Annotated in this window: 22 protein-coding genes; 16 read left to right on the top strand and 6 right to left on the bottom strand. The window is 66.3% G+C overall.

Annotated elements, in window-relative coordinates; all coding sequences use genetic code 11:
- Nucleotides 1–3 precede the first annotated feature (3 nt).
- From BZF57_RS07010 to BZF57_RS07000, 3 genes are all read left to right on the top strand, one after another.
- Complete coding sequence (locus BZF57_RS07010) at nucleotides 4–1,047, top strand: bifunctional transcriptional activator/DNA repair enzyme AdaA (protein ID WP_086736185.1); 1,044 nt, start codon at nucleotides 4–6, stop codon at nucleotides 1,045–1,047.
- 828 nt (nucleotides 1,048–1,875) lie between these two features.
- Nucleotides 1,876–2,298, top strand: coding sequence for a hypothetical protein (locus BZF57_RS07005; RefSeq protein ID WP_143738397.1), 423 nt, complete (start codon nucleotides 1,876–1,878; stop codon nucleotides 2,296–2,298).
- A gap of 106 nt (nucleotides 2,299–2,404) precedes the next feature.
- Nucleotides 2,405–2,707, top strand: a complete 303-nt coding sequence (locus tag BZF57_RS07000) for a GIY-YIG nuclease family protein (RefSeq protein ID WP_086736182.1) — start codon at nucleotides 2,405–2,407, stop codon at nucleotides 2,705–2,707.
- Nucleotides 2,708–2,765: 58 nt separating this feature from the next.
- Here BZF57_RS07000 and BZF57_RS06995 read toward each other — a convergent pair whose 3' ends face one another.
- A complete protein-coding gene (locus BZF57_RS06995) occupies nucleotides 2,766–3,401 on the bottom strand; it encodes a glutathione S-transferase family protein (RefSeq protein ID WP_086736180.1) in 636 nt (211 codons plus the stop codon).
- A 100-nt stretch (nucleotides 3,402–3,501) separates the two neighbouring features.
- Here BZF57_RS06995 and BZF57_RS06990 point away from each other — a divergent pair, with 100 nt between their 5' ends.
- Entirely contained in the window at nucleotides 3,502–4,392 is an 891-nt protein-coding gene (locus BZF57_RS06990; protein ID WP_086736178.1) for a CPBP family intramembrane glutamic endopeptidase, read from the top strand.
- Here the strand turns inward: BZF57_RS06990 and BZF57_RS06985 are convergent.
- A complete protein-coding gene (locus BZF57_RS06985) occupies nucleotides 4,389–5,945 on the bottom strand; it encodes a cryptochrome/photolyase family protein (protein ID WP_086736176.1) in 1,557 nt (518 codons plus the stop codon). The two genes, BZF57_RS06990 and BZF57_RS06985, sit on opposite strands and share 4 nt — an antisense overlap.
- 39 nt (nucleotides 5,946–5,984) lie before the next feature.
- Nucleotides 5,985–8,153, bottom strand: coding sequence for a primosomal protein N' (locus tag BZF57_RS06980; RefSeq protein WP_086736174.1), 2,169 nt, complete (start codon nucleotides 8,151–8,153; stop codon nucleotides 5,985–5,987).
- Nucleotides 8,154–8,208: 55 nt separating this feature from the next.
- On the opposite strand from BZF57_RS06980, the gene BZF57_RS06975 reads away from it, so the two are divergent.
- Nucleotides 8,209–8,910, top strand: coding sequence for a DUF4197 domain-containing protein (locus BZF57_RS06975; RefSeq protein WP_086736172.1), 702 nt, complete (start codon nucleotides 8,209–8,211; stop codon nucleotides 8,908–8,910).
- Between the two features lies 1 nt (nucleotide 8,911).
- Here BZF57_RS06975 and BZF57_RS06970 read toward each other — a convergent pair whose 3' ends face one another.
- Nucleotides 8,912–9,562, bottom strand: a complete 651-nt coding sequence (locus BZF57_RS06970) for a DUF2490 domain-containing protein (protein WP_162290957.1) — start codon at nucleotides 9,560–9,562, stop codon at nucleotides 8,912–8,914.
- Between the two features lie 68 nt (nucleotides 9,563–9,630).
- Here BZF57_RS06970 and fsa point away from each other — a divergent pair, with 68 nt between their 5' ends.
- Nucleotides 9,631–10,284 carry a fructose-6-phosphate aldolase gene (gene fsa, locus BZF57_RS06965; protein WP_086736168.1) on the top strand — a complete coding sequence of 218 codons (654 nt, stop codon included), beginning with the start codon at nucleotides 9,631–9,633 and terminating at the stop codon, nucleotides 10,282–10,284.
- Between the two features lie 5 nt (nucleotides 10,285–10,289).
- Nucleotides 10,290–12,134 carry a cobaltochelatase subunit CobT gene (gene cobT, locus BZF57_RS06960; RefSeq protein WP_086736165.1) on the top strand — a complete coding sequence of 615 codons (1,845 nt, stop codon included), beginning with the start codon at nucleotides 10,290–10,292 and terminating at the stop codon, nucleotides 12,132–12,134.
- Here the strand turns inward: cobT and BZF57_RS06955 are convergent.
- Nucleotides 12,131–12,580: a hypothetical protein gene (locus tag BZF57_RS06955; protein ID WP_086736163.1), complete on the bottom strand. Its 450-nt coding sequence runs from the start codon at nucleotides 12,578–12,580 to the stop codon at nucleotides 12,131–12,133. The two genes, cobT and BZF57_RS06955, sit on opposite strands and share 4 nt — an antisense overlap.
- A 305-nt stretch (nucleotides 12,581–12,885) precedes the next feature.
- Here BZF57_RS06955 and BZF57_RS06950 point away from each other — a divergent pair, with 305 nt between their 5' ends.
- The 4 genes from BZF57_RS06950 (at nucleotide 12,886) to cysS (ending at nucleotide 16,484) form a co-directional block, all read left to right on the top strand.
- On the top strand, nucleotides 12,886–13,488 hold the full coding sequence (locus BZF57_RS06950; protein WP_086736161.1) for a hypothetical protein: 603 nt from the start codon (nucleotides 12,886–12,888) through the stop codon (nucleotides 13,486–13,488).
- A 3-nt stretch (nucleotides 13,489–13,491) separates the two neighbouring features.
- Complete coding sequence (locus BZF57_RS06945; RefSeq protein WP_086736158.1) at nucleotides 13,492–13,989, top strand: hypothetical protein; 498 nt, start codon at nucleotides 13,492–13,494, stop codon at nucleotides 13,987–13,989.
- A 165-nt stretch (nucleotides 13,990–14,154) separates the two neighbouring features.
- Nucleotides 14,155–14,814 carry a nitroreductase gene (locus BZF57_RS06940; RefSeq protein ID WP_086736155.1) on the top strand — a complete coding sequence of 220 codons (660 nt, stop codon included), beginning with the start codon at nucleotides 14,155–14,157 and terminating at the stop codon, nucleotides 14,812–14,814.
- A gap of 152 nt (nucleotides 14,815–14,966) precedes the next feature.
- Nucleotides 14,967–16,484: a cysteine--tRNA ligase gene (gene cysS / locus BZF57_RS06935; RefSeq protein ID WP_086736152.1), complete on the top strand. Its 1,518-nt coding sequence runs from the start codon at nucleotides 14,967–14,969 to the stop codon at nucleotides 16,482–16,484.
- On the opposite strand, the gene BZF57_RS06930 is transcribed toward cysS, so the two are convergent.
- Nucleotides 16,481–17,083: a 2OG-Fe(II) oxygenase gene (locus tag BZF57_RS06930; protein WP_086736149.1), complete on the bottom strand. Its 603-nt coding sequence runs from the start codon at nucleotides 17,081–17,083 to the stop codon at nucleotides 16,481–16,483. The genes cysS and BZF57_RS06930 overlap by 4 nt on opposite strands.
- A 98-nt stretch (nucleotides 17,084–17,181) precedes the next feature.
- On the opposite strand from BZF57_RS06930, the gene BZF57_RS06925 reads away from it, so the two are divergent.
- From BZF57_RS06925 to BZF57_RS06905, 5 genes are all read left to right on the top strand, one after another.
- Nucleotides 17,182–17,538 (top strand): hypothetical protein, encoded by a 357-nt coding sequence (locus tag BZF57_RS06925; protein WP_086736147.1) that lies wholly within the window; start codon nucleotides 17,182–17,184, stop codon nucleotides 17,536–17,538.
- A 10-nt stretch (nucleotides 17,539–17,548) separates the two neighbouring features.
- A complete protein-coding gene (locus tag BZF57_RS06920) occupies nucleotides 17,549–18,487 on the top strand; it encodes a D-2-hydroxyacid dehydrogenase (protein ID WP_086736145.1) in 939 nt (312 codons plus the stop codon).
- A 113-nt stretch (nucleotides 18,488–18,600) separates the two neighbouring features.
- Nucleotides 18,601–20,256, top strand: coding sequence for an acetolactate synthase large subunit (locus BZF57_RS06915; RefSeq protein ID WP_086736143.1), 1,656 nt, complete (start codon nucleotides 18,601–18,603; stop codon nucleotides 20,254–20,256).
- Nucleotides 20,257–20,297: 41 nt separating this feature from the next.
- A complete protein-coding gene (locus BZF57_RS06910; RefSeq protein WP_086736141.1) occupies nucleotides 20,298–20,591 on the top strand; it encodes a GIY-YIG nuclease family protein in 294 nt (97 codons plus the stop codon).
- 51 nt (nucleotides 20,592–20,642) lie between these two features.
- Nucleotides 20,643–22,085: an aldehyde dehydrogenase family protein gene (locus BZF57_RS06905; protein ID WP_086736139.1), complete on the top strand. Its 1,443-nt coding sequence runs from the start codon at nucleotides 20,643–20,645 to the stop codon at nucleotides 22,083–22,085.
- Nucleotides 22,086–22,123: the final 38 nt, after the last annotated feature.

Below are 22,123 nucleotides of genomic sequence, written 5' to 3'. Positions count from 1 at the left end.
GGAATGTTTCACGTGAAACATTACGAGAACATCACCGACGAGGAGCGCTGGCAGATTGCGCTCGCAAAGGACCGCCGATTCGACGGGGCCTTCGTCACCGGCGTCCATTCGACCGGCATCTATTGCCGCCCCTCCTGCCCGGCCCGCGCGCCGCTGAGACGCAACGTTCGCTTCTATGCGACCCCCCAAGCGGCGGCCGAGGCGGGGCTGAGGCCGTGCAAGCGGTGCTCGCCGAACACCCAGAGCGCCGAAGAGGCCTGCGTGCTCGCCGCGATTGCCGCGATCCGCGATTCCGGGCCGATGACGCTGGATCAGCTCGCCGATCTGACCGGCTATGCCCCGACCCACTTCCAGCGCCTGTTCAAGCGCACCGTGGGCCTGTCGCCCGCCGCCTTCGCCCGGGCCCTGCGCGAAGAGCGCGTGAAAGCGGCGCTTGGCAGGGGTCTGGGAGTGACCGAAGCCCTGTCTGAGGCGGGCTACGGGGGGTCTGAGCAGTTCTATGCGGAAACGAAAGGCAGGCTGGGAATGAAGCCGGGAGACTGGAGCCGGGGCGGGGCGGGCAAGCGGGTGCATTGGGCGATCCTGCCGACCTCGCTCGGGGAGATGCTGGTCGCTGCGACCGAGGTCGGCGTGTGCTGCCTCGCTTTCGGCGAGGGCGAGGCGGAATTGCGCGCCCGCTTCCCGCGCGCCGAGCTGGTGCCTGCGGGCGAGGACTTCCGCGGTCTGTTCGCGAGGGTGGTCGAAGCGGTCGAGCAACCCGGCCCCGGCAGCGCGGCAATCCCGCTCGACGTCAAGGGCACCGCCTTCCAGCAGCGCGTCTGGGAAGAACTGCGCCGCATCCCCCACGGCGAGACCCGCTCCTATGGCGAGCTCGCCGCGGCGCTCGGCAACCCCAAGGCGAGCCGCGCGGTCGGCGGCGCGAACGGGGCGAATCATGTCGCGGTGCTGATCCCCTGCCACAGGGTGATCGCCGCCGACGGCACGCTGGGCGGCTATGCCTATGGGCTGGAGATCAAGGCGGAGTTGCTCAGGCGCGAGGGGCGGTGAGGGCTGGCGCGGCCGCCGGATACTAGGGAAGATCGGGCCTGATATGCTCGCGCAATAGCTGCGGGCAGAGAAACTCCGACGTGAACATCCGGTCCCACCACGGCAAGGGTTGACGAGCGGATAGATCATCGCACCCTCGGCGAAATAGGCCGCGTCCAGCAGCCGGCTGCGGGCCTGCTCGAACGGCATTCCACGCACCTCGTCGATGCCCTCGATCAAAGCCTTTATCCGATCGATGTCCTCCGGTTCCTTGCCGTAGTCGAGAAGGAAGGCCTCCGCCTCGGCATGCCAGTTCAGCCGGTGAAGCTCGTCATCGCCGATTTCGCCGGCAAGCCACCGTTCCGCAGCTCTCAAACCATTGCGCAGACCATCCTGCGGGATGAGGTTCTGTTGCTTCCAGCAGCAGGCGATCAGGAACCGATGAATGTCGCGGACCCGGGACCTGAGAAATCGTGGTTGCGCAGCGTGGAGCTTGGCCAGCATGTCGCTGGCGGATTGCGAGTTGAGCCACTCGTCCTTGGTCATGTCGGGCCGCCAGGCGGTATGCTTGCGCGGTCTGCGCCCCCTTGCGTGCCACAACCGTGCATGGCGTTTGCGGATCATTCAACACCTTGGGCAGATTGCCATTTGTGGCCCTGCTCCGATCGCGATCTTCAAGCGAAGACAGCGGGGCCCCCGGCTCGGCGGCCGGGGCGGGGCAGATTTTTCCGCTTCGTCATTACGAGCCGAAGCCGAAGCAAGCCACGGCCCGTGGTCTCTGCCTGCCGGACGGTTCGGGCAGGGGGCACGCGATTGCCTTTGCAGTCGCTTTCGCATAGCCTTCAAAACATGCGATTTCCCGACCGCCTGCGACCCTGGTTCATGCTGATCGCGTTGCTGCCCGCGATGCTTGTGGTCAACTACACCGCACCGCTTGATACTACAGCCGCGATCCTGCTGCTCCTCTACGGCATCACGATCGGCGAGATCAACGAGCGGCTGTACCCGCGTGCCGCCCGCGAAAACCTCGACAAGGTCGGCCCATCGCTGCCGTGGAACCGGATGGGCGCGGGCGACAAGCTCGAATACTTCCTTCCGGGGATCGCTATTACCGCGATGGGCGCGCTTATGCTTTCGGTCGTATGGATGGCCCGGGGTGAAGGCTTCCGGTACTGGACCATACTCGCGGCCGGGCTGTTCGTCACGGCAGCCGGCCTATGGGAACTGCGCCGCCGCTGGCACCGACGCTGGGCCGCGCTGGAAGTCGAGTGAGGTTCAGGCGGCCCCGCGTTCTGGGGGTGACGCGTATTGAACTCTGTACCGAAACTCTCGTCGCCCCGGGCTTGACCCGGGGTCCCGCTTTCTTTTCAATCACCTGATGGATCGCGAGACATTTGGCGGCTGGGTCTACATCATGGCCGATCGTTACCGCGGAACGATGTATGTCGGCGTTACTTCCGACATTGCTGCGCGGGTTAGCCAGCATCGCTCGGGTGCAGGCTCGGATTTCTGCGCGCGCTATGGGCTCACACGGCTGGTATGGGCAGAGCTGTGCGGCTCCATCGACGCCGCCATCGCGCACGAGAAACGCGTGAAGCGCTGGCGGCGCGAATGGAAGTTTGCACTGATCGAAAAGGCCAACCCGGATTGGGATGACCTATTCGACCATTTGCTTGGCTGAAGAAGCGGGGCCCCGGATCAAGTCCGGGGCGACGGTTACTTGAGGTTTGGACTTCCCCTCAATCCAGCTTCGGCGGCATCCCCGGCTCGCACTTGGCCATCGCGCGCTGGTAGGCTGGGCGTTCGCCGATGCGCTTCAGGTATGCCTGGAGATTGGGCAGGTGGTCGATCTCCATGCCGCTCATGGCGCGGCTGGTGGTGAGCTGGAAGCCCATCATGATGTCGGCCGTGGTGAGCTGCGCGCCGCCGAAATAGTCGGCCTCGCCCAGGCGCTTCTCGACGATGGCCCAGCCCTTCTGGACGCGGTCTGCCACAAAAGCGGGCAGCTCGCTCGCGCCCATGAACTGCGCCACCAGCGCCATCATGCCGTTGGTCATGAAGGTCGCGTTGGCCCAGTGGTAGTAGAACAGGTGGTCGGCGAAATCGGGGTGATCCGCGCCCGGCACCAGCGGCGTGCCGGGGGCATATTTGGCGACGATATAGTCGATGATCGCCCCGCTCTCGCCCAGCACGAAATCGCCATCGGTGATCACCGGCGCGATGCCCATCGGGTGCAGCGCCTTGTATTCGTCGGGCGCGAGGCGGTTGTCGGTGCGGCGGTTGTAGAGCTTGAGATCGTAGTCGATCCCCAGTTCCTCGGCGAGCCAGACAATGCGTTCGGATTGCGACAGGCGCAGGTGGTGGATGGTCAGCATGGTATAGGCTCTCCGTCGATTATTGTGCGGCAAGACCTAGCCAAGCCAGCGCGCTCGCGCCATCCCTTGGGGCACACAAAACAAGGGGGCATCGCCGATCATGGACACTGTAACTGCCGCCCAGCTGCCGCTGTGGAAGCGTATCTGGAACTTTCCGCTGGTGGCGATGCTCGCCGCGATAGCGGTGACGGTGGCTGTTCTGGCGGTGATGAACCTCATCGGCGATCTGCTGCGCGGCGTGCTCGACCGCGATGTCCGGGGCGCGCTGATGGTGCTCGCGACGATGGCTGCACTTATCGCCGCGCAAAAGCTGGTGCTGCGGCGATTGGGGGAGCGGAAGCACGACGATCTGCCGCTTGCGGGCGCGGCGCGCGGGCTGGCTGTCGGGACAGGAGTGGCCTTCGTGCTGTTCAGCGCGATCGTGGGCATTGCGGCACTGCTCGGCGCCTATTCCATCGTCGGCTGGGGCGGCATGAGCAACTGGCTGATGCTGTTGTTCACCGCCGGCTTGCAGGCCGCCTTCTTCGAGGAGCTTCTGTTCCGCGGCATCCTATTCCGCTGGATCGAGGAGTTCGGCGGAAGCTGGGCGGCGCTGCTGGTCACCTCGGCCCTGTTCGGCCTCGCGCATATCGGCAACGACAACGCGACATGGTTCTCCTCCTTCACCATTGCGGTCGAGGCCGGGCTGATGCTCGGCGGGGCCTATATGCTGACGCGCAGCCTGTGGGTGGCGATCGGCCTGCACTTCGGGTGGAACATGACGCAGGGGCTGATCTGGGACGTGCCGGTCTCGGGCAATGATGTCGACGGACTGGTCGATGCGCGGCTGGCGGGCGATCCGCTGGTCTCGGGCGGGGCCTTCGGGCTCGAGGCCTCGGTGATCGCGCTGGTGGTCGCGGGCGGCTTCGGCGTGTGGCTGATCTGGCGCGCCGCGCAGAAGGGCGAGGTGATGGCCCCCTGGTGGGTGCGCCGCCGCGCCGTCTCGGGCTAGTTCCGCGCCCAGCCGGGGCGGGCGGGCTCGAGGCTGTCGAGGAACCGCTCCGCGCTCTCCAGATACTCCCGCTGCTTGGCCTCGCCCATCTTGTCCCACGTGGCATAGATGCGCCCGATGCGGTGGTTGTTTTCGAGCCGCGCGCGGTTCCGGTCCATGAAGTGCCAGTAGAGGGGCCCAAAGGGGCACGCCCTCGGCCCGGTCTTCTCGGCGACCTTGTAGCGGCAGCCCTTGCAGTAGTCGGACATCTTGTTGATGTAATTGCCGCTCGCCGCATAGGGCTTGGTCGCGAGCCTGCCGCCATCGGCATAGAGCACCATGCCCGCCACGTTGGGCAGTTCGACCCATTCGAAGGCATCGGCATAGACTGCGAGATACCAGTCGGCGACCTGCGCCGGGTCGATCCCCGCAATCAGGCAGAAATTGCCGAGCACCATCAACCGCTGGATGTGGTGCGCGTAGGCATCCTCGCGGGTGGTGCGGATGCAGTCCGAAAGGCAGCGCATGTCGGTCGCGCCCGTCCAGAAGAACTCCGGCAGCGGTCGCGTCGCGCCCAATTCGTTGGCAGCCGCGAGCCCGGGCATCTGGTGCCAGTAGAACCCCCGCACATATTCGCGCCACCCGATGATCTGGCGGATGAAGCCCTCTACGGAATTGAGCGGAGCCCTGCCTGATTTATAGGCAGCCTCGGCCGCGCGGCACAGCTCCAGCGGATCGAGCAGCCCGATATTGAGGCTGGTCGAGAGCATCGAGTGGTAGAGATCGTCCGACCCGTGGACCATCGCGTCCTGATAGGGGCCGAACAGGCTGAGGCGGCGCGCGAAAAAGGCCTCGGCAGCCTCCAGCGCTTCGGCGCGGGTGACCGGCCAGCCGAAAGGTTCGAGATCGCCGAAGTGGTCGGCGAAGCGCTCGCCCACCAGCGCGATGACCGCCTGCGTGATCGCATCGGGAGCGAATTTCGGAGCTGGCGGGGCGCGCAAGCCTTCCTTGGGCGGCTCGCGGTTTTCCGCATCCAGGTTCCAGACACCGCCGACCGGCTTGTCGCCCTGCATCAGCAGCCCGGTCTTACGCCGCATCTCGCGATAAAAATACTCCATCGTCAGGTGCTTGCGACCTTCCGCGAACTTGCGGAACTCGGCGTGGGTGGCGACAAAGCGGGTGTCGGGCAAGATCGAGACGGGGCAGGGGAAGCGGCCTTCCCATTCGAGCATGGCCTCGTGCACCCGCCACTCGCCGCTTTCGGTGACGCGCACTTCGGACGGCGCGTGGCGCTCCACCGCGCGCGCGACCTCGCCGGTGAAGCTGCCGGAGTTGTCCGCGTCGTCGAGGCGCACGTAATCGACCTGCCAGCCCTCGGCGCGAAGCTCATCGGCGAAGTGGCGCATCGCCGAGAAGATCAGCACGATCTTCTGCTTATGGTGCTTCACATAGGTCGCCTCGTCCCACACCTCCATCATCAGCACGACGGTGCTTGCGGGGTCGAGACCCTCAAGGCTGCTCAGGTTGCGCGACAGCTGGTCGCCGAGGATCGGCACGAGAACGGGACGGGTCATGCGGAGGGATACGCACTGCCCAGTGCTTTGGTTTCGAGGTCAGACGAAGGAATAGGGGTCCACATCCACCCCCACGCGCACGCCGGGGGCGAAATTCACCGCGCCGATCCAGTCACGCAGCATCGCCTGCAAGTTCGCACTCCGCCGCGCGTTGACGAGGAAACGGTAGCGGTAGCGCCCGCGCAGCAGCGCCAGCGGGGCGGGGGCAGGGCCGAGGATCTGGACATCGGCGAGGCGCGGGCGGACATCGCCCAACCGCGCGGCGGCCTCGCGCGCTTCCTTTTCGTCCTCGGAACTGAGGATAATCGCCGCCCAGCGCCCGAACGGCGGTGCGCCGGCGTCGCGGCGGCCTTGGGTTTCAGCCTCGTAAAAGGCGTCACGGTCGCCATTGGCGAGGGCCGCGATCACGGGGGCATCGGGGTGGCGGGTCTGGATCAGCACTTCGCCCGGCTTGGCCCCGCGTCCTGCGCGGCCTGCGACCTGTGCAATCTGCGAGAAGGTCCGCTCGCCCGCGCGCAGGTCCCCGCCTTCGAGGCCCAAGTCGGCGTCGACGACACCCACGAGGGTCAATTCGGGGAAGTGAAACCCCTTGGTGACGAGTTGCGTGCCGATGATGATGTCGATCGCCTTGGCCTCGGCCATCGCGATGAACTCCGCCGCACGGTCGGGGGTGTTGAGGGTGTCGCTGGTCGCTACCGCCGTGCGCGCGCCGGGGAACAGGTCGGCGACCTCGGCCGCGATCCGCTCCACGCCGGGGCCGCAGGCGACGAGGCAGTCGCGCTCGCCGCATTCGGGGCAGGCCTCGGGCACGCGGGTCTCGAAGCCGCAGTGGTGGCAGGCGAGCCGCGCCGAGAGCCGGTGCTCGACCAGCCACGCGCTGCACGAGGGGCATTTGAAGCGGTGGCCGCAATTCCTGCAAAGCGTCAGCGGCGCATAGCCGCGGCGGTTGAGGAACAGCAGTGACTGCTCGCCCTTGTCGAGCCGGTCGCGCAAGGCTTCCACCAGCGGCCCTGCGAGCCAGCGCTGGCTGCCCGGTTTCTCCTCGGTGAGGTTGACGAGGCGCACCGTCGGGAGCGTCGCCCCGCCGAAGCGAGCGGGCAGATCGAGCTTGGTGTAGATGCCCTGCGCCGCCATGTGCAGGCTTTCGAGCGCGGGCGTGGCGCTGGCGAGGATCACCGGCACGCCTTCGAACCTTGCGCGCATCACCGACACGTCGCGCGCGTTGTAGCGCACGCCGTCATCCTGCTTGAAGCTGATCTCGTGTGCTTCGTCGACGACGATGAGGCCGAGATTGGCATAGGGCAGGAACAGCGCCGAACGCGCGCCGACCACGACCTGCGCGCTGCCATCGGCAATCGCGCGCCACGCCCGGCGGCGTTCGGTCGATTTCAGGGAGGAATGCCACAGCACCGGCTTGGCCCCGAAGCGCGCCTCGAACCGTGCGAGGAAGTTCTCGGTCAGCGCGATTTCGGGGAGGAGCACCAGCACCTGCCGCCCCATCCGCAGCGCGGCAGCGACGGGTTCGAAATAGGTCTCGGTCTTGCCCGATCCGGTCACCCCGTCGAGCAGGAAGGGCGCGAAGCTGCGCGCCTTCACCGCCTCGACCAGCGTGGCGGCAACCTCGGCCTGCGCCTGCGACAGGTCGGGCTGGTGGAAGCCGGGATCGGCTGGCGGGTAGGGGCGGTCGATATTGACCGTCACCGGCCCCAGCAGCCCCGCACCCGCCATGCCGCGCAGCACGCCCTCCGATACCCCGGCAATCGCCGCCAGCTCGCGCATCGTGCCCTGCTGCCCGGCGAGCTTCTCGAGCGCGGTCTTGCGCTGCGCGGTCAGGCGTCCCGCGGCCTGTGCGCCCGAGAGCCGGTATTCGGTCATCGTCGCCGGCCCGCCGAGCGCCCCGCCGCTCGCCAGCGCCATGCGCGCGACGCTTGCGAGGGGCGCGCAGTAATAGTCGGCGGTCCACTCGATCAGCCGCCGCAGCGGGTCGGGCAGCGGGGGGACGGGCAGCACCTCGAGGATCGGGCGCAGCCGCTCGAAGGCGATTTCGTCCCCCGGCAGTCGGCCTTCGTCCCAGACGATCCCCATCACCTTGCGCGGCCCCAGCGGGGCGACCACCACGCTCCCCGCAGGTGCGCTCATGCCGTCGGGCAGGCGGTAGTCGAGCGCGCCCAGCGCAGCGTTGAGGACAAGGAGGCGGACGCGGTTCATCGTGGGGTTATATGGAGACGGGCATAGGCCGAGGGCAAGATTGGAGACTGGACCAATGACCGCAATTGTCACGAACACGCTCGCGACCCGCCGCAACCTGCTCGCCGGAGTCGCGGGCGGCGCCACGTTGCTGCTGCTCCCCGGCTGCGCCACCACCGGCGGCGGGTTCAGCCTGGTCGAGGCGGTGCGCCGCCTTCTGCTGCTTGCGAGCGAGAACGCCTTCGCGCGTCTCACCGCGCCCGGTGGCTTCTGGGACGAGCAGGTCGCGCGGATCGGTCTGAACAATGTCCTCGGCGCGCGCGGCGATGTGCTCTCGCGCATCCTCACCTCGCAGCTTTTCAAGGACCGGCTGGAGGAGCGCTTCGCCACTTTCGCGATCGACGCGAGCTTCCGCGCCGCGCCGGTGGTGACCGATGCGGTGCGGGTGATCGGGTTCGAGAACGCCATCGCGCTGGTGCGCGGCGGGCCGGATGCGGCGAGCCTCTACCTCAGGCAGGAAGTCGGCACGGCGCTGCTCGATGCGATGGTGCCCGAACTGGGCGAGGCGATCCGGCTCAGCCGCGATCCGCTGGTCGGTCAGGCGCTCGGCGCGCTGACGGGCGTGGATGTCGCAGGGGTCGCGGACCGCTTCGGCCGCCAGATCGACGATGCCATTTGGGGCGAGATCGGCCGCGAGGAGGCCGCTATCCGCGCCAACCCCGAGGCGACGCGCGATCCGGTGCTGATCGGCGTGTTCGGGCTCGGCAGCCGGATCTGATCTAGAAGCGGTAGTTGATCGCCACCTGCGGCACGTGGCTGATCCCGTCGGCGCGGGCGGCGCGGGGGGAATACCACAGCAGGTAGCCCGGCTGCACCTCGAACCCGCCACCCACATCGAAGGCGGCGGCGGCGAGGAAGCGCACCTGCTCGGTCCCGTCCGGATCGCGTGCGGCGCTGCGCGGGTTGATGACGCCGAACCATTCGACCGAGTCTATCAGCTCGACCTTTTCCAAGACCTCGCTGGTGTATTGCACCCGCTGGCGGATGCGCCATTCGGTGCGTTCGGCCCCGGGGATCATGCGTTGCTCGAGCCGGGTGCGCACGTCCCAGCCGTTGTTGATGTAGCGGAGCTGCTGGTGCGGGCGGAACTCGGTCTGCCCGTCGGTCTCGAACACCGAGGCACCGCCGCCGATCCTCAGGCCATCGGCCACTTCCTTCTCCACCGTGACGCGGAAAATCTGCTGGTCGGGCCCGATCTGCGATTCGCGCAGGCGGTAGGAGGTGTCGATGGTGAGGTAGACGTCCTCGTCCAGCTTGCCCCGCACGAAGCCGGCAAGCCAGAATTGGGTATCTTCGTCGGCCGCTAGCGCACTCGATGGTTGCCAAGCGGCAAGCATGGCGGCAAGCAGCGTCGCAAATCGCATCGGCATCCGTGTCATGCTCGCCTTTTGGCCTGTGCACCCTCGCCGGCCAACGCACAAAAGCTTGGAGTGACCTCATGAAATTCTTCGTCGACACCGCCGAGATCGACGCGATCCGCGATCTGGCCGCCACGGGCCTGCTCGACGGGGTGACCACCAATCCCTCGCTGATCGCCAAGTCGGGGCGCGACTTCAAGGAAGTGACCGCCGAGATCTGCGCGATCGTCGATGGCCCCGTCAGCGCCGAAGTGGTCGCGCTCGACCACGCGACGATGATGAAGGAGGCCGAAGTCCTCCGCAAGATCGCCGACAATGTGTGCATCAAGGTGCCGCTGACGGTCGATGGCCTCAAGACCTGCAAGGCGCTCTCGTCCGAGGGCACGATGGTCAACGTCACGCTGTGCTTCTCGGCCAACCAGGCGCTGCTGGCGGCCAAGGCAGGCGCGACTTTCATCTCGCCCTTCGTCGGCCGGCATGACGATAACGGCTTTGACGGGATGGACCTCATCGAGGACATCCGCCTCATCTACGACAACTACAACTTCGCCACCGAAATCCTCGTCGCGAGCGTGCGCCACACCACGCACGTGCTTCAGGCCGCCAAGATCGGCGCCGATGTCATGACCGCGCCGCCCAAGGTGATCCACGACCTGTTCAAGCACGTCCTCACCGACAAGGGGATTGAGGGCTTCATGGCTGACTGGGCCAAGACCGGGCAGTCGATCCTCTAAGCGCGATGGCCGACCAGTCCCCGCTCGATCTGTTCAAGCAGGCGCTCACCGGAGCGAGCCGCGCGATCGCGCGCGATGCCGAGGTCGAGGTCGCGTGGAGCGCGGATGTGCCGGGCGCGGCGGGCAACCGCTTCCGCGTGCCGCTGCCGGGGCGCGATCTGCCGGCCGATCAGGTGACCGAGGCGCGCGGCTTTGCCGACAGCTTCGCCTTGAAGCTGCGCCACCACGACGCGGCGCTCCACGCCAAGTCCGCGCCGCCCGAGCCGATTGCGCGCGCCTGCTACGACGCGATCGAGCAGGTGCGTTACGAAGCCTTGGGCGCGAACCGCTTCGGCGGGATCAAGGCCAATCTCGACGCCGCGACGGAGATGCGCACCGCCTCCGACAAGATCGTGCGCGCGCAGAATTCCTCCGAGGTGCCCTTGCAGACCGCGCTCGCCCTGCTGGTGCGCGAGGCGCTGACGGGCGAGGCGGTGCCGGCCAAGGCACAGGGCGGGATCGAGCTGGTGCGCGATTTCCTCGAGGAGAAAGTCGGCGGGGATTTCGCCGGCCTCGCCGCAAAGATCGGGGATCAGGAAGCCTTCCAGAAACTCGCGCTCGACATGCTGCGCGAGCTCGATTTGACCCGCCCGACCGACGCGCCCGACGAAAGCGACACCGACGACGCGGATGACGACGACGCGCCGAGCGACGAGGATCAGGGCGACGACGATTCCTCGAGCGAGGGCGATCCGCAGTCGGCGGAAATGGCCGGCGACATGGCCGAAGGCGAGGGCGAGGGGGAGGAATCCTCCGACAGCCAGACCGACAGCGACATGTCCGAAGGCGAGCCGAGCGAGGATGGCGATGCCTCCAACGCCCCCGTCCGCCCCAACCGCCCGCAGGCCGAAGTCCCCGCGAGCGTCGATTACAAGGCCTTCACCACCCGTTTCGACGAGGAAGTCGCCGCGCCCGACCTGTGCGATTCGGAGGAACTCGACCGGCTGCGCGCCTATCTCGACAGCCAGCTGACCGGCCTTCAGGGTGTGGTGACGCGTCTCGCCAACCGCTTGCAGCGGCGGCTGATGGCGCAGCAGAACCGCAGCTGGGACTTCGACCAGGAAGAGGGCGTCCTCGATGCCGCGCGGCTTGCCCGCGTGATCATCTCGCCAGGCACCGCATTGAGCTACAAGGTCGAGCGCGACGTCGAGTTCAAGGACACGATCGTCACTCTGCTGATAGACAATTCGGGCTCGATGCGCGGGCGACCGATCTCCATCGCAGCGATCAGCGCCGACATCCTTGCGCGCACGCTCGAGCGCTGCGGGGTCAAGACCGAGATCCTCGGCTTCACCACCCGCGCGTGGAAGGGCGGGCAGAGCCGCGAGGCCTGGCTCGCCGATGGCAAGCCGCAGAACCCCGGCCGTCTCAATGACTTGCGGCACATCATCTACAAGCAGGCCGACGAGCCATGGCGCCGCGCGCGCCGCAATCTCGGGCTGATGATGCGCGAGGGGCTGCTCAAGGAAAACATCGACGGCGAGGCGCTGATCTGGGCGCACAGCCGCTTGCTCTACCGCCCCGAGGAACGCCGCATCCTGATGGTCATCAGCGACGGCGCGCCGGTCGACGATTCGACGCTGTCGGTGAACTCGGCGGGCTATCTCGAAGCGCACCTGCGCGGCGTGATCGAGTGGATCGAAAAGGTCTCCCCTGTCCAGCTGGTCGCCATCGGCATCGGCCACGATGTCACGCGCTACTATCGCCGCGCAGTGACGATCATGGACGTCGAGCAACTCGGCGGCACGATCATGGAGCAGCTCGCGGAGTTGTTCGAGGACGAGAAGGGCGTGAAGGGGCGGGGGCGTTAGCTATCGGCGTGAACGAGCGTTGCTTCTCCATCCTTGAAGCAGACGGTGTAGAGGAACCCCTCTGACTCCAGCTCGAACGACATATCCCAGTCCACGGGTTCGCGGCCAACGGTATTCATGCCGAAGCCGGTGAGCTTCAATTCGTTGAATTTCTTTTCGTGACCAAAACCTTGGAGCGTTTCTCGCAGTTTCGGTTCAGCCTTGGCCTTCCAACCATTGATGTCCGCAAGGATCGCCTGCCATGACGTGACAAGCTCTTCCGACGGGCCTTCCGCCGTTCCGTCGATCGTCATATTTAGCGGACCGATGGGCGTGTCGAAATCTTCGTAAGTCTGCCAGTAGATGCTGCCATCATGGCTTTTGTACGAGGCCATTATCCCGAAGATGGGATGCACGAGTTCAGGCTCGCGGGGTTTGGATTTGAAGAGGTGCGACAGCCAGTTCATGCATTGAAATTGCTACAAATAAATTGAGGAATTGTGAATGAACGTCACCGAAGCCGTCACCACCCGCCGCGCCGTGACGATCATGGACGTTTAGCAGCTCGGCGGCACGATCATGGAGCAGTTCGCCGAACTGTTCGAGGACGAGAAGGGCGGCAAGAAGCGGTGAGTGCTTCCCGCCACACGGCCCCGGATCTCATCTGCCCCATGTAAAACCCCATTGACCGCAGGCCCCGCTTCTAGGATGTCTTGGCGCTCACCCAGTTGAGGGGCAGGGTCGCTTGATTTCACCGCTATTCGCGCTGCTTATGCAGCCCGCCGTCGTCGCCGCTGAGCCGGCTCCCGTGGCTGCCGAGGCTCCGGTCGAGGCCGCAGCGCCTGCCGCCGAGACGCCCGCACCCGCGCCCGCAGGGCTGCTGCTTCCCAAGACCACGCCGCTCATCATCGCGATCGACAAGGAGCTCGGCTCCAAGATCAGCGTGACCGGCGAGACCTTCCCGATCCGCCTTGTCGAAGCCGTGTCGGTCGACGGGGTCGAGGTGCTGCCCGCCGGGATCACCGGGCAGGGCGAGGTCGTCCATGCCAAGAAGGCGGGACTCGCGGGCGCTGCTGGCGAGCTGGTGCTGGCCGCGCGCTATCTCGATCTCAATGGCCGCCGGATCGAGCTGCGCAGCTTCCGCTTCATGGAGGCGGGCGAGAGCTCGCTCGGCAAGGGGCAGGACAACACCGGCGTCTCCAACATAACGACCGCGGTCGCAGGGCCGATCGGGTTCTTCATCGGCGGGGGCAACACCAATGTCCTGCCGGGCACCGTCGCCAACGCCAAGACCCGCAATGACGAGCTTTTCGAGCTGCCCGCTGCAGAGGCGCCCGCACCTGCCGAACAACCGGTTCAAAACGAGGGAGGATAATCCATGAAGAAGCTGCTTACTGCTGCCGTGCTCGCCGCGACTGCGCCGCTCGCGCTGACCGGCGCCGCGCCTGCCGCGATGGCCGAGGAAGCCGCCGCCGAGCTCAAGATCCCGCCGCCGCCGCCGGGCAAGGGCCAAGTGCTGTTCTACCGCACCGGCGGTCTCAGCGGCGCCGCGCTCGGCTGCGCGGTGTTCGACGTGGGCGCGGAGGACAAGCTCTCCTCGCTCGGCGCGGGCAAGTATTTCATCCTCGTCTCCGATCCCGGCCCGCGCAGCTTCACCGTGAAGTCGCTCGAGACCAAGGACGCGCTCACCCTCGAGATCGAGGAAGGCGAGACCCAGTTCGTGCGCTGCAAGATCAAGACCGGCTTCATGTCGGGCCGCGCCGACATCGGCCCGAGCACCGAGACCGAGTTCCGCGCCAAGCACAAGAACCCCAAGCTGGTCGATGCCGAGGACATGTCCCCGGCGGTCAAGGCCACCAACTACCCGGGCCAGTAATCCCGCAGACGTCTGCCGGGGCGGCATCCTTCACAAAGGCGCCGCCCCGCCACGGCCTCGCATTTTCGCGAGGGCCGCAAAAAGAGGTTGCGATTCGCAACTTATCTGATGCATGCCACGGGTCGCACGATGTCTGCAGCCTGCGGACCAGTCTGAGAGACCAGCATGAACGTCACCGAAGCCGTCACCTCCCGCCGTTCGATCCGCGCCTTTCTCGACAAGCCGGTCGATCTCGAAACGCTCACCCGCGTGATGGACAAGGCGCGCTGGGCGGCCTCGGGGTGCAACTACCAGCCGTGGGAAGCGAGCATCGTCACGGGGCAGGCCCTGAAGGACCTGCAAGCCAAGATGCTCGCCGATGGCCCCAAGGCCGCCGAATACGACTGGGCCGCTCCGGGGCAGGAAGCCGCCTACAAGGCGCGGCTCGATGCGGTCTCGGCGGGCATGTTCGGCGCTATGGGCATCGCCCGCGACGACGGCGCGGGGCGCATGGCGGCGATGGGCCGCAACACCACCAGCTTCGATGCGCCCGCGGTGCTGTTCGTCTATTTCCCGCGCCTGATGAAGGAGCCGCAGTGGTCGGACGTCGGCATGTGGCTCCAGACCGTCGCCCTGCTGCTGCGCGAGGAGGGGCTCGATTCCTGCTTCCAGGAATACATGGCGATCTTCGCGCACACGATCCGCGAGTTCCTCGGCCTCGATCACGAGCGCTACATGTTCTTCTGCGGCATGGCGATCGGCTACCGCGATCCGGACGCGCCAGTGAACAACTTCGAGCGCCAGCGCGTGCCGCTGGAAGAGCACGTGAAGTTCATCGGGTTCTGACCGGCCTCGTCATTGCGTGGAGCCGAAGGCGACGCGGCAATCCATGAACCGACGGCTGCGCTTGTCGACTGCCTCGTCCATGGATTGCTTCGCCAGCGGCTCGCAATGACGAGGGAATTGACGGCGCGTGCTCTGCTGGCCAAAGCGCCAGCATGACCGATACGCCGCTCAAGCTGTTCAACTCGCTCACCCGCCAAGTCGAGGTGTTCGAGCCCGTCCATCCGGGCGAGGCGCGCGTCTATACCTGCGGGCCGACGGTCTACAACTACCCCCACATCGGCAATATGCGCGCCTATGTCTTCGCCGATGTGCTGGGGCGGACGCTGAGCTGGAAGGGCTTGAAGCTCACCCACGTCATCAACATCACCGATGTGGGCCACCTCACCGACGATGCCGACGCGGGTGAGGACAAGATGGAGAAGATGGCGGCGCAGCAGGCGCAGTCGATCTGGGACATCGCCGAGCATTACAAGCAGGCCTATTGGGCCGATGTGCGCGCGCTCAACATCCGCCAGCCGGCGCAGTGGACGGTCGCGACTGACTACGTCCCGCAGATGATCGAGTTCGCGAAGGGCATTGCCGACAAGCACTGCTACGAGCTTGAAAGCGGGCTCTATTTCGATGTCTCGACCGTCGCCGATTACGGGCGGCTGGCGCGCGCGCAGACCGAAGAGGGCGAGGGCCGGATCGAGGCGGTAGAGGGCAAGCGCAACGCCGCCGACTTCGCGATCTGGCGCAAGACTCCGGCGGGCGAGACGCGGCAGATGGAATGGGATTCGCCGTGGGGCAGGGGTGCGCCCGGCTGGCACCTCGAATGCTCGGTGATGAGCGGCGAGGTGCTGGGCTTCCCCTTCGACATCCACACCGGCGGGATCGACCATCGCGAGATCCACCACCCCAACGAGATCGCGCAGAATCAGGCCTATTGCTGCACCAACGGCCTTGATGATCCGAGGAATTCGGGCGCGAAGATCTGGATGCACAACAACTTCCTCGTCGAGCGTTCGGGGAAGATGTCGAAGTCCTCGGGCGAGTTCCTGCGGCTGCAATTGCTGATCGACAAGGGCTACCACCCGCTCGCCTACCGGATGATGTGCCTGCAGGCGCATTACCGTTCCGAGCTGGAGTTCAGCTGGGAGGGCCTCGGCGCGGCGCTGACGCGGCTGAAGCGGATGGTAATGGCGGTTGAACAGCTCAAAGCCCGTCATGCTGAACTCGTTTCAGCATCCATCGAGCCTCAGGCTCCGGCGCTCTCGGAAGGATGGACCCTGAAACAAGTTCAGGGTGACGATTGGGGTAAGCTGGCGCCGGCCCTCGAGAAGTTCGACGCGGCGATTGCCGACGATCTCAACACGGCCGTGGCCCTTACCGCGCTCGACGATGTGCTGGCGGCCAAGAAGGTCGACATTGCAAAGAAGACCGAACTTGCCGCTGCAATGGATGCCGTTCTCGGCCTGAACCTCTTCGGCCTCACCCGCGCCGACCTGCGCATCCGCCCCAAGTCCGCGACCATCACCGAGGACGAAATCGAAGCCGCGCTCGCTCGCCGCAAGGAGGCGCGCGCGGCCCAGGACTTTGCCGCCTCCGACGCGATCCGCGATGAACTCGCGGCGCAGGGCGTCGAAGTGATGGACGGCGATCCGCTCGGCTGGGAGTGGAAGCTCGGCTAGCCCTCGGGGCGCCGCAGCCACGAGACCAGCGCGAAGCGCGCGTCGGCGAAGCGGTTGCCGGGGACGGCTACCCGCGCGATCTCGTGCGGGGCGAAGGAGGGGAAGGCCACCAGCCGGTCGTGCCGCGGCTCGATCACCTGCCGAGCGTCGCCCATCATCGCATACATCACCAGCTCGCCGCCGCTGAAGGCGCGCGGGGTGCGGTGGCAGTAATAGACCAGCGAGACCGAGCGCTGGTCCCGCACTGCCCCGTCGGCCCGGCCCGTCAGCGTATCGATATGGCGCGGCAGGTGCTGCCCGTCGCGGTGGGCGGCCATGTGGAGCTCGCTCGGCTGGCGCGCGAACTGGCTGGTGCCGACCTCGGCCGCGATCCGGTCGTAAGCCGCATCCAGCGCGGCGTGGAAGGGCGCGATCACGGGGCCGAATTCGCCCGTGAAGGACACATTGTCGCGGAAGCCCTGATCGATGGTGTTGCGCGCATCGTTGGTGTGCACCCGCGCAGGCGCGAAGCGCGCCTCGTTCGCCAGCGCGAAATCGACGAGCGCTGCGGAGGCCTCCGGCCCCAGAAAATCGTCGATGATACAGACAGGAAACAGCACGGAGGCGAGAATGCGGGGCGGGGGCGGGGGGTGTCAAGCATCCGGCTGCTTCTGCGCGTCACTCTTGCCAATGGGGCAGGTCATGCTAGAAAAGTTGCATGATGCAACCTATCCTGTGGCTTACCCTTGCCGCGATCCATGCCATGCCCGCGCTGGCGTTCTTCCGTCCCGCAACGCTGACGAGCCTTTACCGCTTGCAGCCGGACAATCCGCTGTTCCTGCTCATGCACCACCGTGCGGGGCTGTTCGTGGCGGTGTTCGCCGCCTGCATCTGGGCCGCCTTCGTGCCCGAGGGACGCAAACTCGCGGTGCTCGTGGTCGGAATCAGCATGGTGAGTTTCCTCGCGCTCTACTGGCAGGCCGGATCGCCTCCGGCCTTGCGCAAGATCGCAAATGTGGACCTTGCGGGCCTGCCTGTTCTTGCAGGGGTGGCGTGGCTCGCTTTCCGGCAGTAAGTCCGTCCCCATGACCATACTCGCCGTCTCCGGCCTGATCCGCCCGATGCTCGAACCGCGCCTGCCGCAAGGCCTCGACGTGCGCTGGTTCATGTCCGCCGAAGAAGCCATCGACGCCGTCGCCGAGGCCGAGATCGGCTGGTTCGACATGAACGACAAGGAAGCGATGGCCGCGACGCTGGTGGCGGCGAAGAAGCTCAAGTGGCTCAATTCGATCTACGCCGGGCTCGATTTCCTGCCGATGGACGTGCTGATCGAGCGCGGGATCACCGTCACCAACGGGGCCGGGATCAACGCCATCACCATCGCCGAATATGTCGTGATGGGGATGCTCACCATCGCCAAGGGCTACCGCGAGGTGGTGCGCGCACAGGACCGGCACGAATGGCTGTTCGACAGTCCGGGCAAGCGAGAGCTGGCCGGATCGAAGGCGCTGCTGCTCGGCTACGGCGCGATCGGCAAGCTGATCGAACCGCGCCTCAGGGCCTTCGATGTGGATGTCACCGTGGTCCGCCGCAGCGGGGGCGAGGGCACGCTCGGCCCCGAGGAGTGGCGCGACCGCCTTGGCGATTTCGACTGGGTGATCCTCGCTGTGCCCGCCACGTCCGAGACCGACGGCATGATCGGCGCGGCCGAGCTGGCGGCGATGAAGCCCGATGCGGTGATCGTCAACATCGCCCGCGGGGCGGTGATCGACCAGCCGGCGCTGGTGGCGGCATTGCAGGCGAAACAGATCGCGGGCGCCTTCCTCGATGTCACGACCCCCGAGCCGCTGCCTTCCGACGACGTGCTCTGGACGCTGCCCAACGCGCATATCTCGATGCACCTGTCGGGCCGCGCGCAGGACAAGATGTTTGTCCGTAGCGGCGAGCGTTTTCTCGACAATCTCGGGAAATATCTGCGCGGCGAGCCGGTCGCGCCGGTGTTCGATCCGCGGCTCGGCTACTGATCGCCGCGCGCTTGCGCGGGGCCGCTTTTCTGCAATACTCCCGACCTAGGGACGGGCTAATCCGCGCGCGCCGATCCGCCGCGGGCCGCGCCGCATAGGGGGAAATTGCAGATATGAGCGAGTTGAAGAAGGCATCGGACCTGTTCATCGAGTGCCTCGAGGCCGAGGGCGTCGAATACATCTTCGGCGTGCCGGGTGAAGAGAACCTCGATTTCCTCGAAAGCCTCTCGCACTCGAAGAAGATCAAGCTGATCCTCACCCGCCACGAACAGGGCGCGGGCTTCATGGCGGCGACCTATGGCCGCCACACCGGCAAGACAGGGGTGTTTCTCGCGACGCTCGGTCCGGGCGCGACAAACATGGTGACCGCGGTCGCCTATTCGCAGCTCGGCGGGATGCCGACGCTGGCGATCACCGGGCAGAAGCCGATCAAGAAATCGAAGCAGGGGCGCTTCCAGATCCTCGATGTCGTGGCGATGATGAGCCCGATCACGAAGTACGCCCACCAGCTCGCCAGCGCCGACAACATCCCGAGCCGGGTGCGCGAGGCGATCCGGCTGGCCGAGGAGGAAAAGCCGGGCGCGGTGCATCTCGAATTCCCCGAGGATATCGCGGAGGAGAAGACCACCAGCCGGCCGCTCGCGGCGAGCCTCGCGCGGCGCCCTTCCGCCGAGGCCAAGGCCGTGCGCCAGGCGGTGCTCGCGCTCGAGCAGGCCAAGGCGCCGGTGCTGGTGATCGGCGCGGGCGCGAACCGCAAGATGACCGGTCGCATGTTGCGCCAGCTGATCGACAAGACCGGCATCCCCTTCCTCACCACCCAGATGGGCAAGGGCGTGGTCGACGAGCGCCATCCGCTGTTCCTCGGCTGCGCGGCGCTTTCGGCGGGCGATTTCGTCCACCGCGCGATCCAGGATGCCGATTGCATCGTCAACATCGGCCACGACGTGATCGAGAAGCCGCCCTTCTTCATGCAGCCCGGCGGGCCGACCGTGATCCACGTCTCGACCCGCACGGCCGAGGTCGATCCGGTCTACTTTCCGCAGGTCGAGGTGATCGGCGACATCGCCAACGCGATCTGGCAGATCAAGGAAGACATCGTGCCGCAGGGCAAGTGGGACTTCCGGCGGATGCTGGAATACCGCGCCGCCGAGGTCGCCCACACCGACAGCCTCGCCGCCGACACCCGCTTCCCGATCTTCCCGCCGCATCTGGTGGCGCAGGTTCGCGGCGCGATGCCGGAAGACGGGATCATCTGCCTCGACAACGGGGTCTACAAGATCTGGTTCGCGCGGGGTTACACCGCTTACCTCCCCAACACCGTGCTGCTCGACAACGCGCTGGCGACGATGGGCGCGGGCCTGCCGAGCGCGATGATGAGCGCGATGCTCTATCCCGAGCGCAAGGTCATGGCGATCTGCGGCGATGGCGGTTTCATGATGAACTCGCAGGAGATGGAGACCGCGGTGCGCCTCGGCCTCAATATCACCGTGCTGATCCTGCGCGACGATGCCTACGGGATGATCCGGTGGAAGCAGGCCAACATGGGCTTTGCCGATTTCGGCCTGACCTATGGCAACCCCGACTTCGTGAAATACGCCGAAAGCTACGGCGCGATCGGGCACCGCGTGACCTCGGCCGAGCACCTCACCGACCTGCTGCAGCACTGCCTCGCCACGCCGGGGGTGCATCTGATCGATTGCCCGGTTGACTATACCGAGAACGACCAGATCCTGAACCGCGACATCAAGCGGCTGAGCGCGGAGCTCTGATTATATGTCATCCCCGCGAAAGCGGGGACCCAGGGGCGGCGATGGAAAAAGTCTACTTCGTCTACATCCTCGCAAGCGATCGCAACGGAACGCTCTACGTCGGGATCACGTCCGACATTGCTGCGAGGGTGTGGCAGCATCGAACCGGTGCCGTGCCGGGGTTCACCAGCCGGTACGGCGTCCACCGGCTTGTCCATATGGAGGCTTTCTCGGACGTCGACGAGGCGATCCTGCGGGAAAAGCGGATCAAGAAATGGCGACGGGCGTGGAAGCTCGAGCTGATCGAGCGGGACAATCCGCAATGGCTTGATCTGTATGAGCGGATCAATGCCTGACGCTTGCCGCTCTGGGTCCCCGCTTTCGCGGGGATGACAATAAGTTGGAGAATGCGCGTGCAGCTCAAGTCCACCTACCCCCTCTACCTCAACAACAAGGCGGTCCAGCCCAACACCGATCTGGAGGTGACCGACAAGTACACCGGCGAGGTCGCCTTCCGCACGGCGCTGGCGACGCCCGATGTGATCGAGGCGGCCATCGCGGGCGCGGTGCGGGCGGTCGAGCCGATGGCGCGGCTCGCCAGTTTCGAGAAGCAGGATGTGCTGATGCACTGCGTCCGCCGCTTTCGCGAACGCTTCGACGAGCTCGCCTATGCCCTGTGCGTCGAGGCGGGCAAGCCGATCAAGGATGCCGAGGGCGAGGTCACGCGCCTGATCGACACCTTCCGCATCGCCGCCGAGGAAGCGGTGCGGAACTACGGCGAGGTCCAGCCGCTCGACATTTCGGCGCGGGCCAAGGGCTATATGGGAATGTGGAAGCGCGTCCCCATCGGGCCGTGCAGCTTCATTTCGCCGTTCAACTTCCCGCTGAACCTCGCCGCCCACAAGATCGCGCCGGCGATCGCGGTCGGCTGCCCCTTCGTGATGAAGCCCGCCTCCAAGACGCCGCTCGGCGCGATCATCATGGGCGAGGTGCTGGCCGAGTGCGACATCCTGCCCGAGGGTGCGTTCAGCATCCTCCCCGCCAGCCGCGACGGCGCGGACCTGTTCACCGAGGACGAGCGGCTGAAGCTGCTCTCCTTCACCGGATCGCCCGGGGTGGGCTGGGACTTGAAGGCCAAGGCGGGCAAGAAGAAGGTCGTGCTCGAACTCGGCGGTAATGCGGCGGTGATCATCGACCGCGACGCCGACCTTGCCGATGCGCTGGAGCGGGTGATCTTCGGGGCCTTCTACCAGTCGGGCCAGTCCTGCATCGGGGTGCAGCGCATCCTGATCCACGCCGAGGTCTATGACCGCTTCAAGGTGATGCTGGTCGAACGCGCGGGCAAGCTCGTCGCGGGCGATCCCAAGGACCGCGCCACCTTCATCGGCCCGATGATCTCGGACGGCGAGGCCAAGCGCCTCAAGGGCTGGATCGACGAGGCGGTGGCCGCCGGCGCGACCCTGCTGTGCGGCGGGGGTCTCAGCCGCGGCAACATGCTGGAAGCGACGCTGCTCGAAGGCGTGCCGGAGGACGCGAAGGCGAAGAACGAGGAAGCCTTCGGGCCGCTGGCCATCCTCCAGAAGTTCGACCACTTCGACGAAGCGCTGGAGGAGGTGAACAACTCCAAGTTCGGGCTGCAGGCGGGCATCTTCACCCGCGACCTGTTCCAGATGTTCGCCGCCTGGGACCGGCTCGAAGTGGGCGGCGTCGTTATCAACGACGTGCCCAGCTACCGGGTCGACAACATGCCCTATGGCGGGGTGAAGGACTCAGGGCTGGGCCGCGAAGGCATCCGCTTCGCGATGGAGGACATGAGCGAGATCCGGAATCTGGTGATCAGGCGGACATAGTCACCCCTCCTCTTGGGAGGAGGGGCAGCGAGACTTGG

Source organism: Erythrobacter colymbi (assembly GCF_002155685.1).
In the GTDB taxonomy this organism is placed as follows: Bacteria; Pseudomonadota; Alphaproteobacteria; order Sphingomonadales; family Sphingomonadaceae; genus Erythrobacter; species Erythrobacter colymbi.
The sequence above is the reverse complement of the archived record's forward strand: the minus strand, read 5'-3'. Positions and strand labels throughout refer to the sequence as shown.

What these genes read in the sequence shown, in the direction of transcription:
- BZF57_RS07010 (WP_086736185.1), top strand. Translation starts at nt 4, where the DNA reads ATGTTTCACGTGAAACATTACGAGAACATCACCGACGAGGAGCGCTGG.
- BZF57_RS07005 (WP_143738397.1), top strand. Translation starts at nt 1,876, where the DNA reads ATGCGATTTCCCGACCGCCTGCGACCCTGGTTCATGCTGATCGCGTTG.
- BZF57_RS07000 (WP_086736182.1), top strand. Translation starts at nt 2,405, where the DNA reads ATGGATCGCGAGACATTTGGCGGCTGGGTCTACATCATGGCCGATCGT.
- BZF57_RS06995 (WP_086736180.1), bottom strand. Translation starts at nt 3,401, where the DNA reads ATGCTGACCATCCACCACCTGCGCCTGTCGCAATCCGAACGCATTGTC.
- BZF57_RS06990 (WP_086736178.1), top strand. Translation starts at nt 3,502, where the DNA reads ATGGACACTGTAACTGCCGCCCAGCTGCCGCTGTGGAAGCGTATCTGG.
- BZF57_RS06985 (WP_086736176.1), bottom strand. Translation starts at nt 5,945, where the DNA reads ATGACCCGTCCCGTTCTCGTGCCGATCCTCGGCGACCAGCTGTCGCGC.
- BZF57_RS06980 (WP_086736174.1), bottom strand. Translation starts at nt 8,153, where the DNA reads ATGAACCGCGTCCGCCTCCTTGTCCTCAACGCTGCGCTGGGCGCGCTC.
- BZF57_RS06975 (WP_086736172.1), top strand. Translation starts at nt 8,209, where the DNA reads ATGACCGCAATTGTCACGAACACGCTCGCGACCCGCCGCAACCTGCTC.
- BZF57_RS06970 (WP_162290957.1), bottom strand. Translation starts at nt 9,562, where the DNA reads ATGCCGATGCGATTTGCGACGCTGCTTGCCGCCATGCTTGCCGCTTGG.
- fsa (WP_086736168.1), top strand. Translation starts at nt 9,631, where the DNA reads ATGAAATTCTTCGTCGACACCGCCGAGATCGACGCGATCCGCGATCTG.
- cobT (WP_086736165.1), top strand. Translation starts at nt 10,290, where the DNA reads ATGGCCGACCAGTCCCCGCTCGATCTGTTCAAGCAGGCGCTCACCGGA.
- BZF57_RS06955 (WP_086736163.1), bottom strand. Translation starts at nt 12,580, where the DNA reads ATGAACTGGCTGTCGCACCTCTTCAAATCCAAACCCCGCGAGCCTGAA.
- BZF57_RS06950 (WP_086736161.1), top strand. Translation starts at nt 12,886, where the DNA reads ATGCAGCCCGCCGTCGTCGCCGCTGAGCCGGCTCCCGTGGCTGCCGAG.
- BZF57_RS06945 (WP_086736158.1), top strand. Translation starts at nt 13,492, where the DNA reads ATGAAGAAGCTGCTTACTGCTGCCGTGCTCGCCGCGACTGCGCCGCTC.
- BZF57_RS06940 (WP_086736155.1), top strand. Translation starts at nt 14,155, where the DNA reads ATGAACGTCACCGAAGCCGTCACCTCCCGCCGTTCGATCCGCGCCTTT.
- cysS (WP_086736152.1), top strand. Translation starts at nt 14,967, where the DNA reads ATGACCGATACGCCGCTCAAGCTGTTCAACTCGCTCACCCGCCAAGTC.
- BZF57_RS06925 (WP_086736147.1), top strand. Translation starts at nt 17,182, where the DNA reads ATGATGCAACCTATCCTGTGGCTTACCCTTGCCGCGATCCATGCCATG.
- BZF57_RS06920 (WP_086736145.1), top strand. Translation starts at nt 17,549, where the DNA reads ATGACCATACTCGCCGTCTCCGGCCTGATCCGCCCGATGCTCGAACCG.
- BZF57_RS06915 (WP_086736143.1), top strand. Translation starts at nt 18,601, where the DNA reads ATGAGCGAGTTGAAGAAGGCATCGGACCTGTTCATCGAGTGCCTCGAG.
- BZF57_RS06910 (WP_086736141.1), top strand. Translation starts at nt 20,298, where the DNA reads ATGGAAAAAGTCTACTTCGTCTACATCCTCGCAAGCGATCGCAACGGA.
- BZF57_RS06905 (WP_086736139.1), top strand. Translation starts at nt 20,643, where the DNA reads ATGCGCGTGCAGCTCAAGTCCACCTACCCCCTCTACCTCAACAACAAG.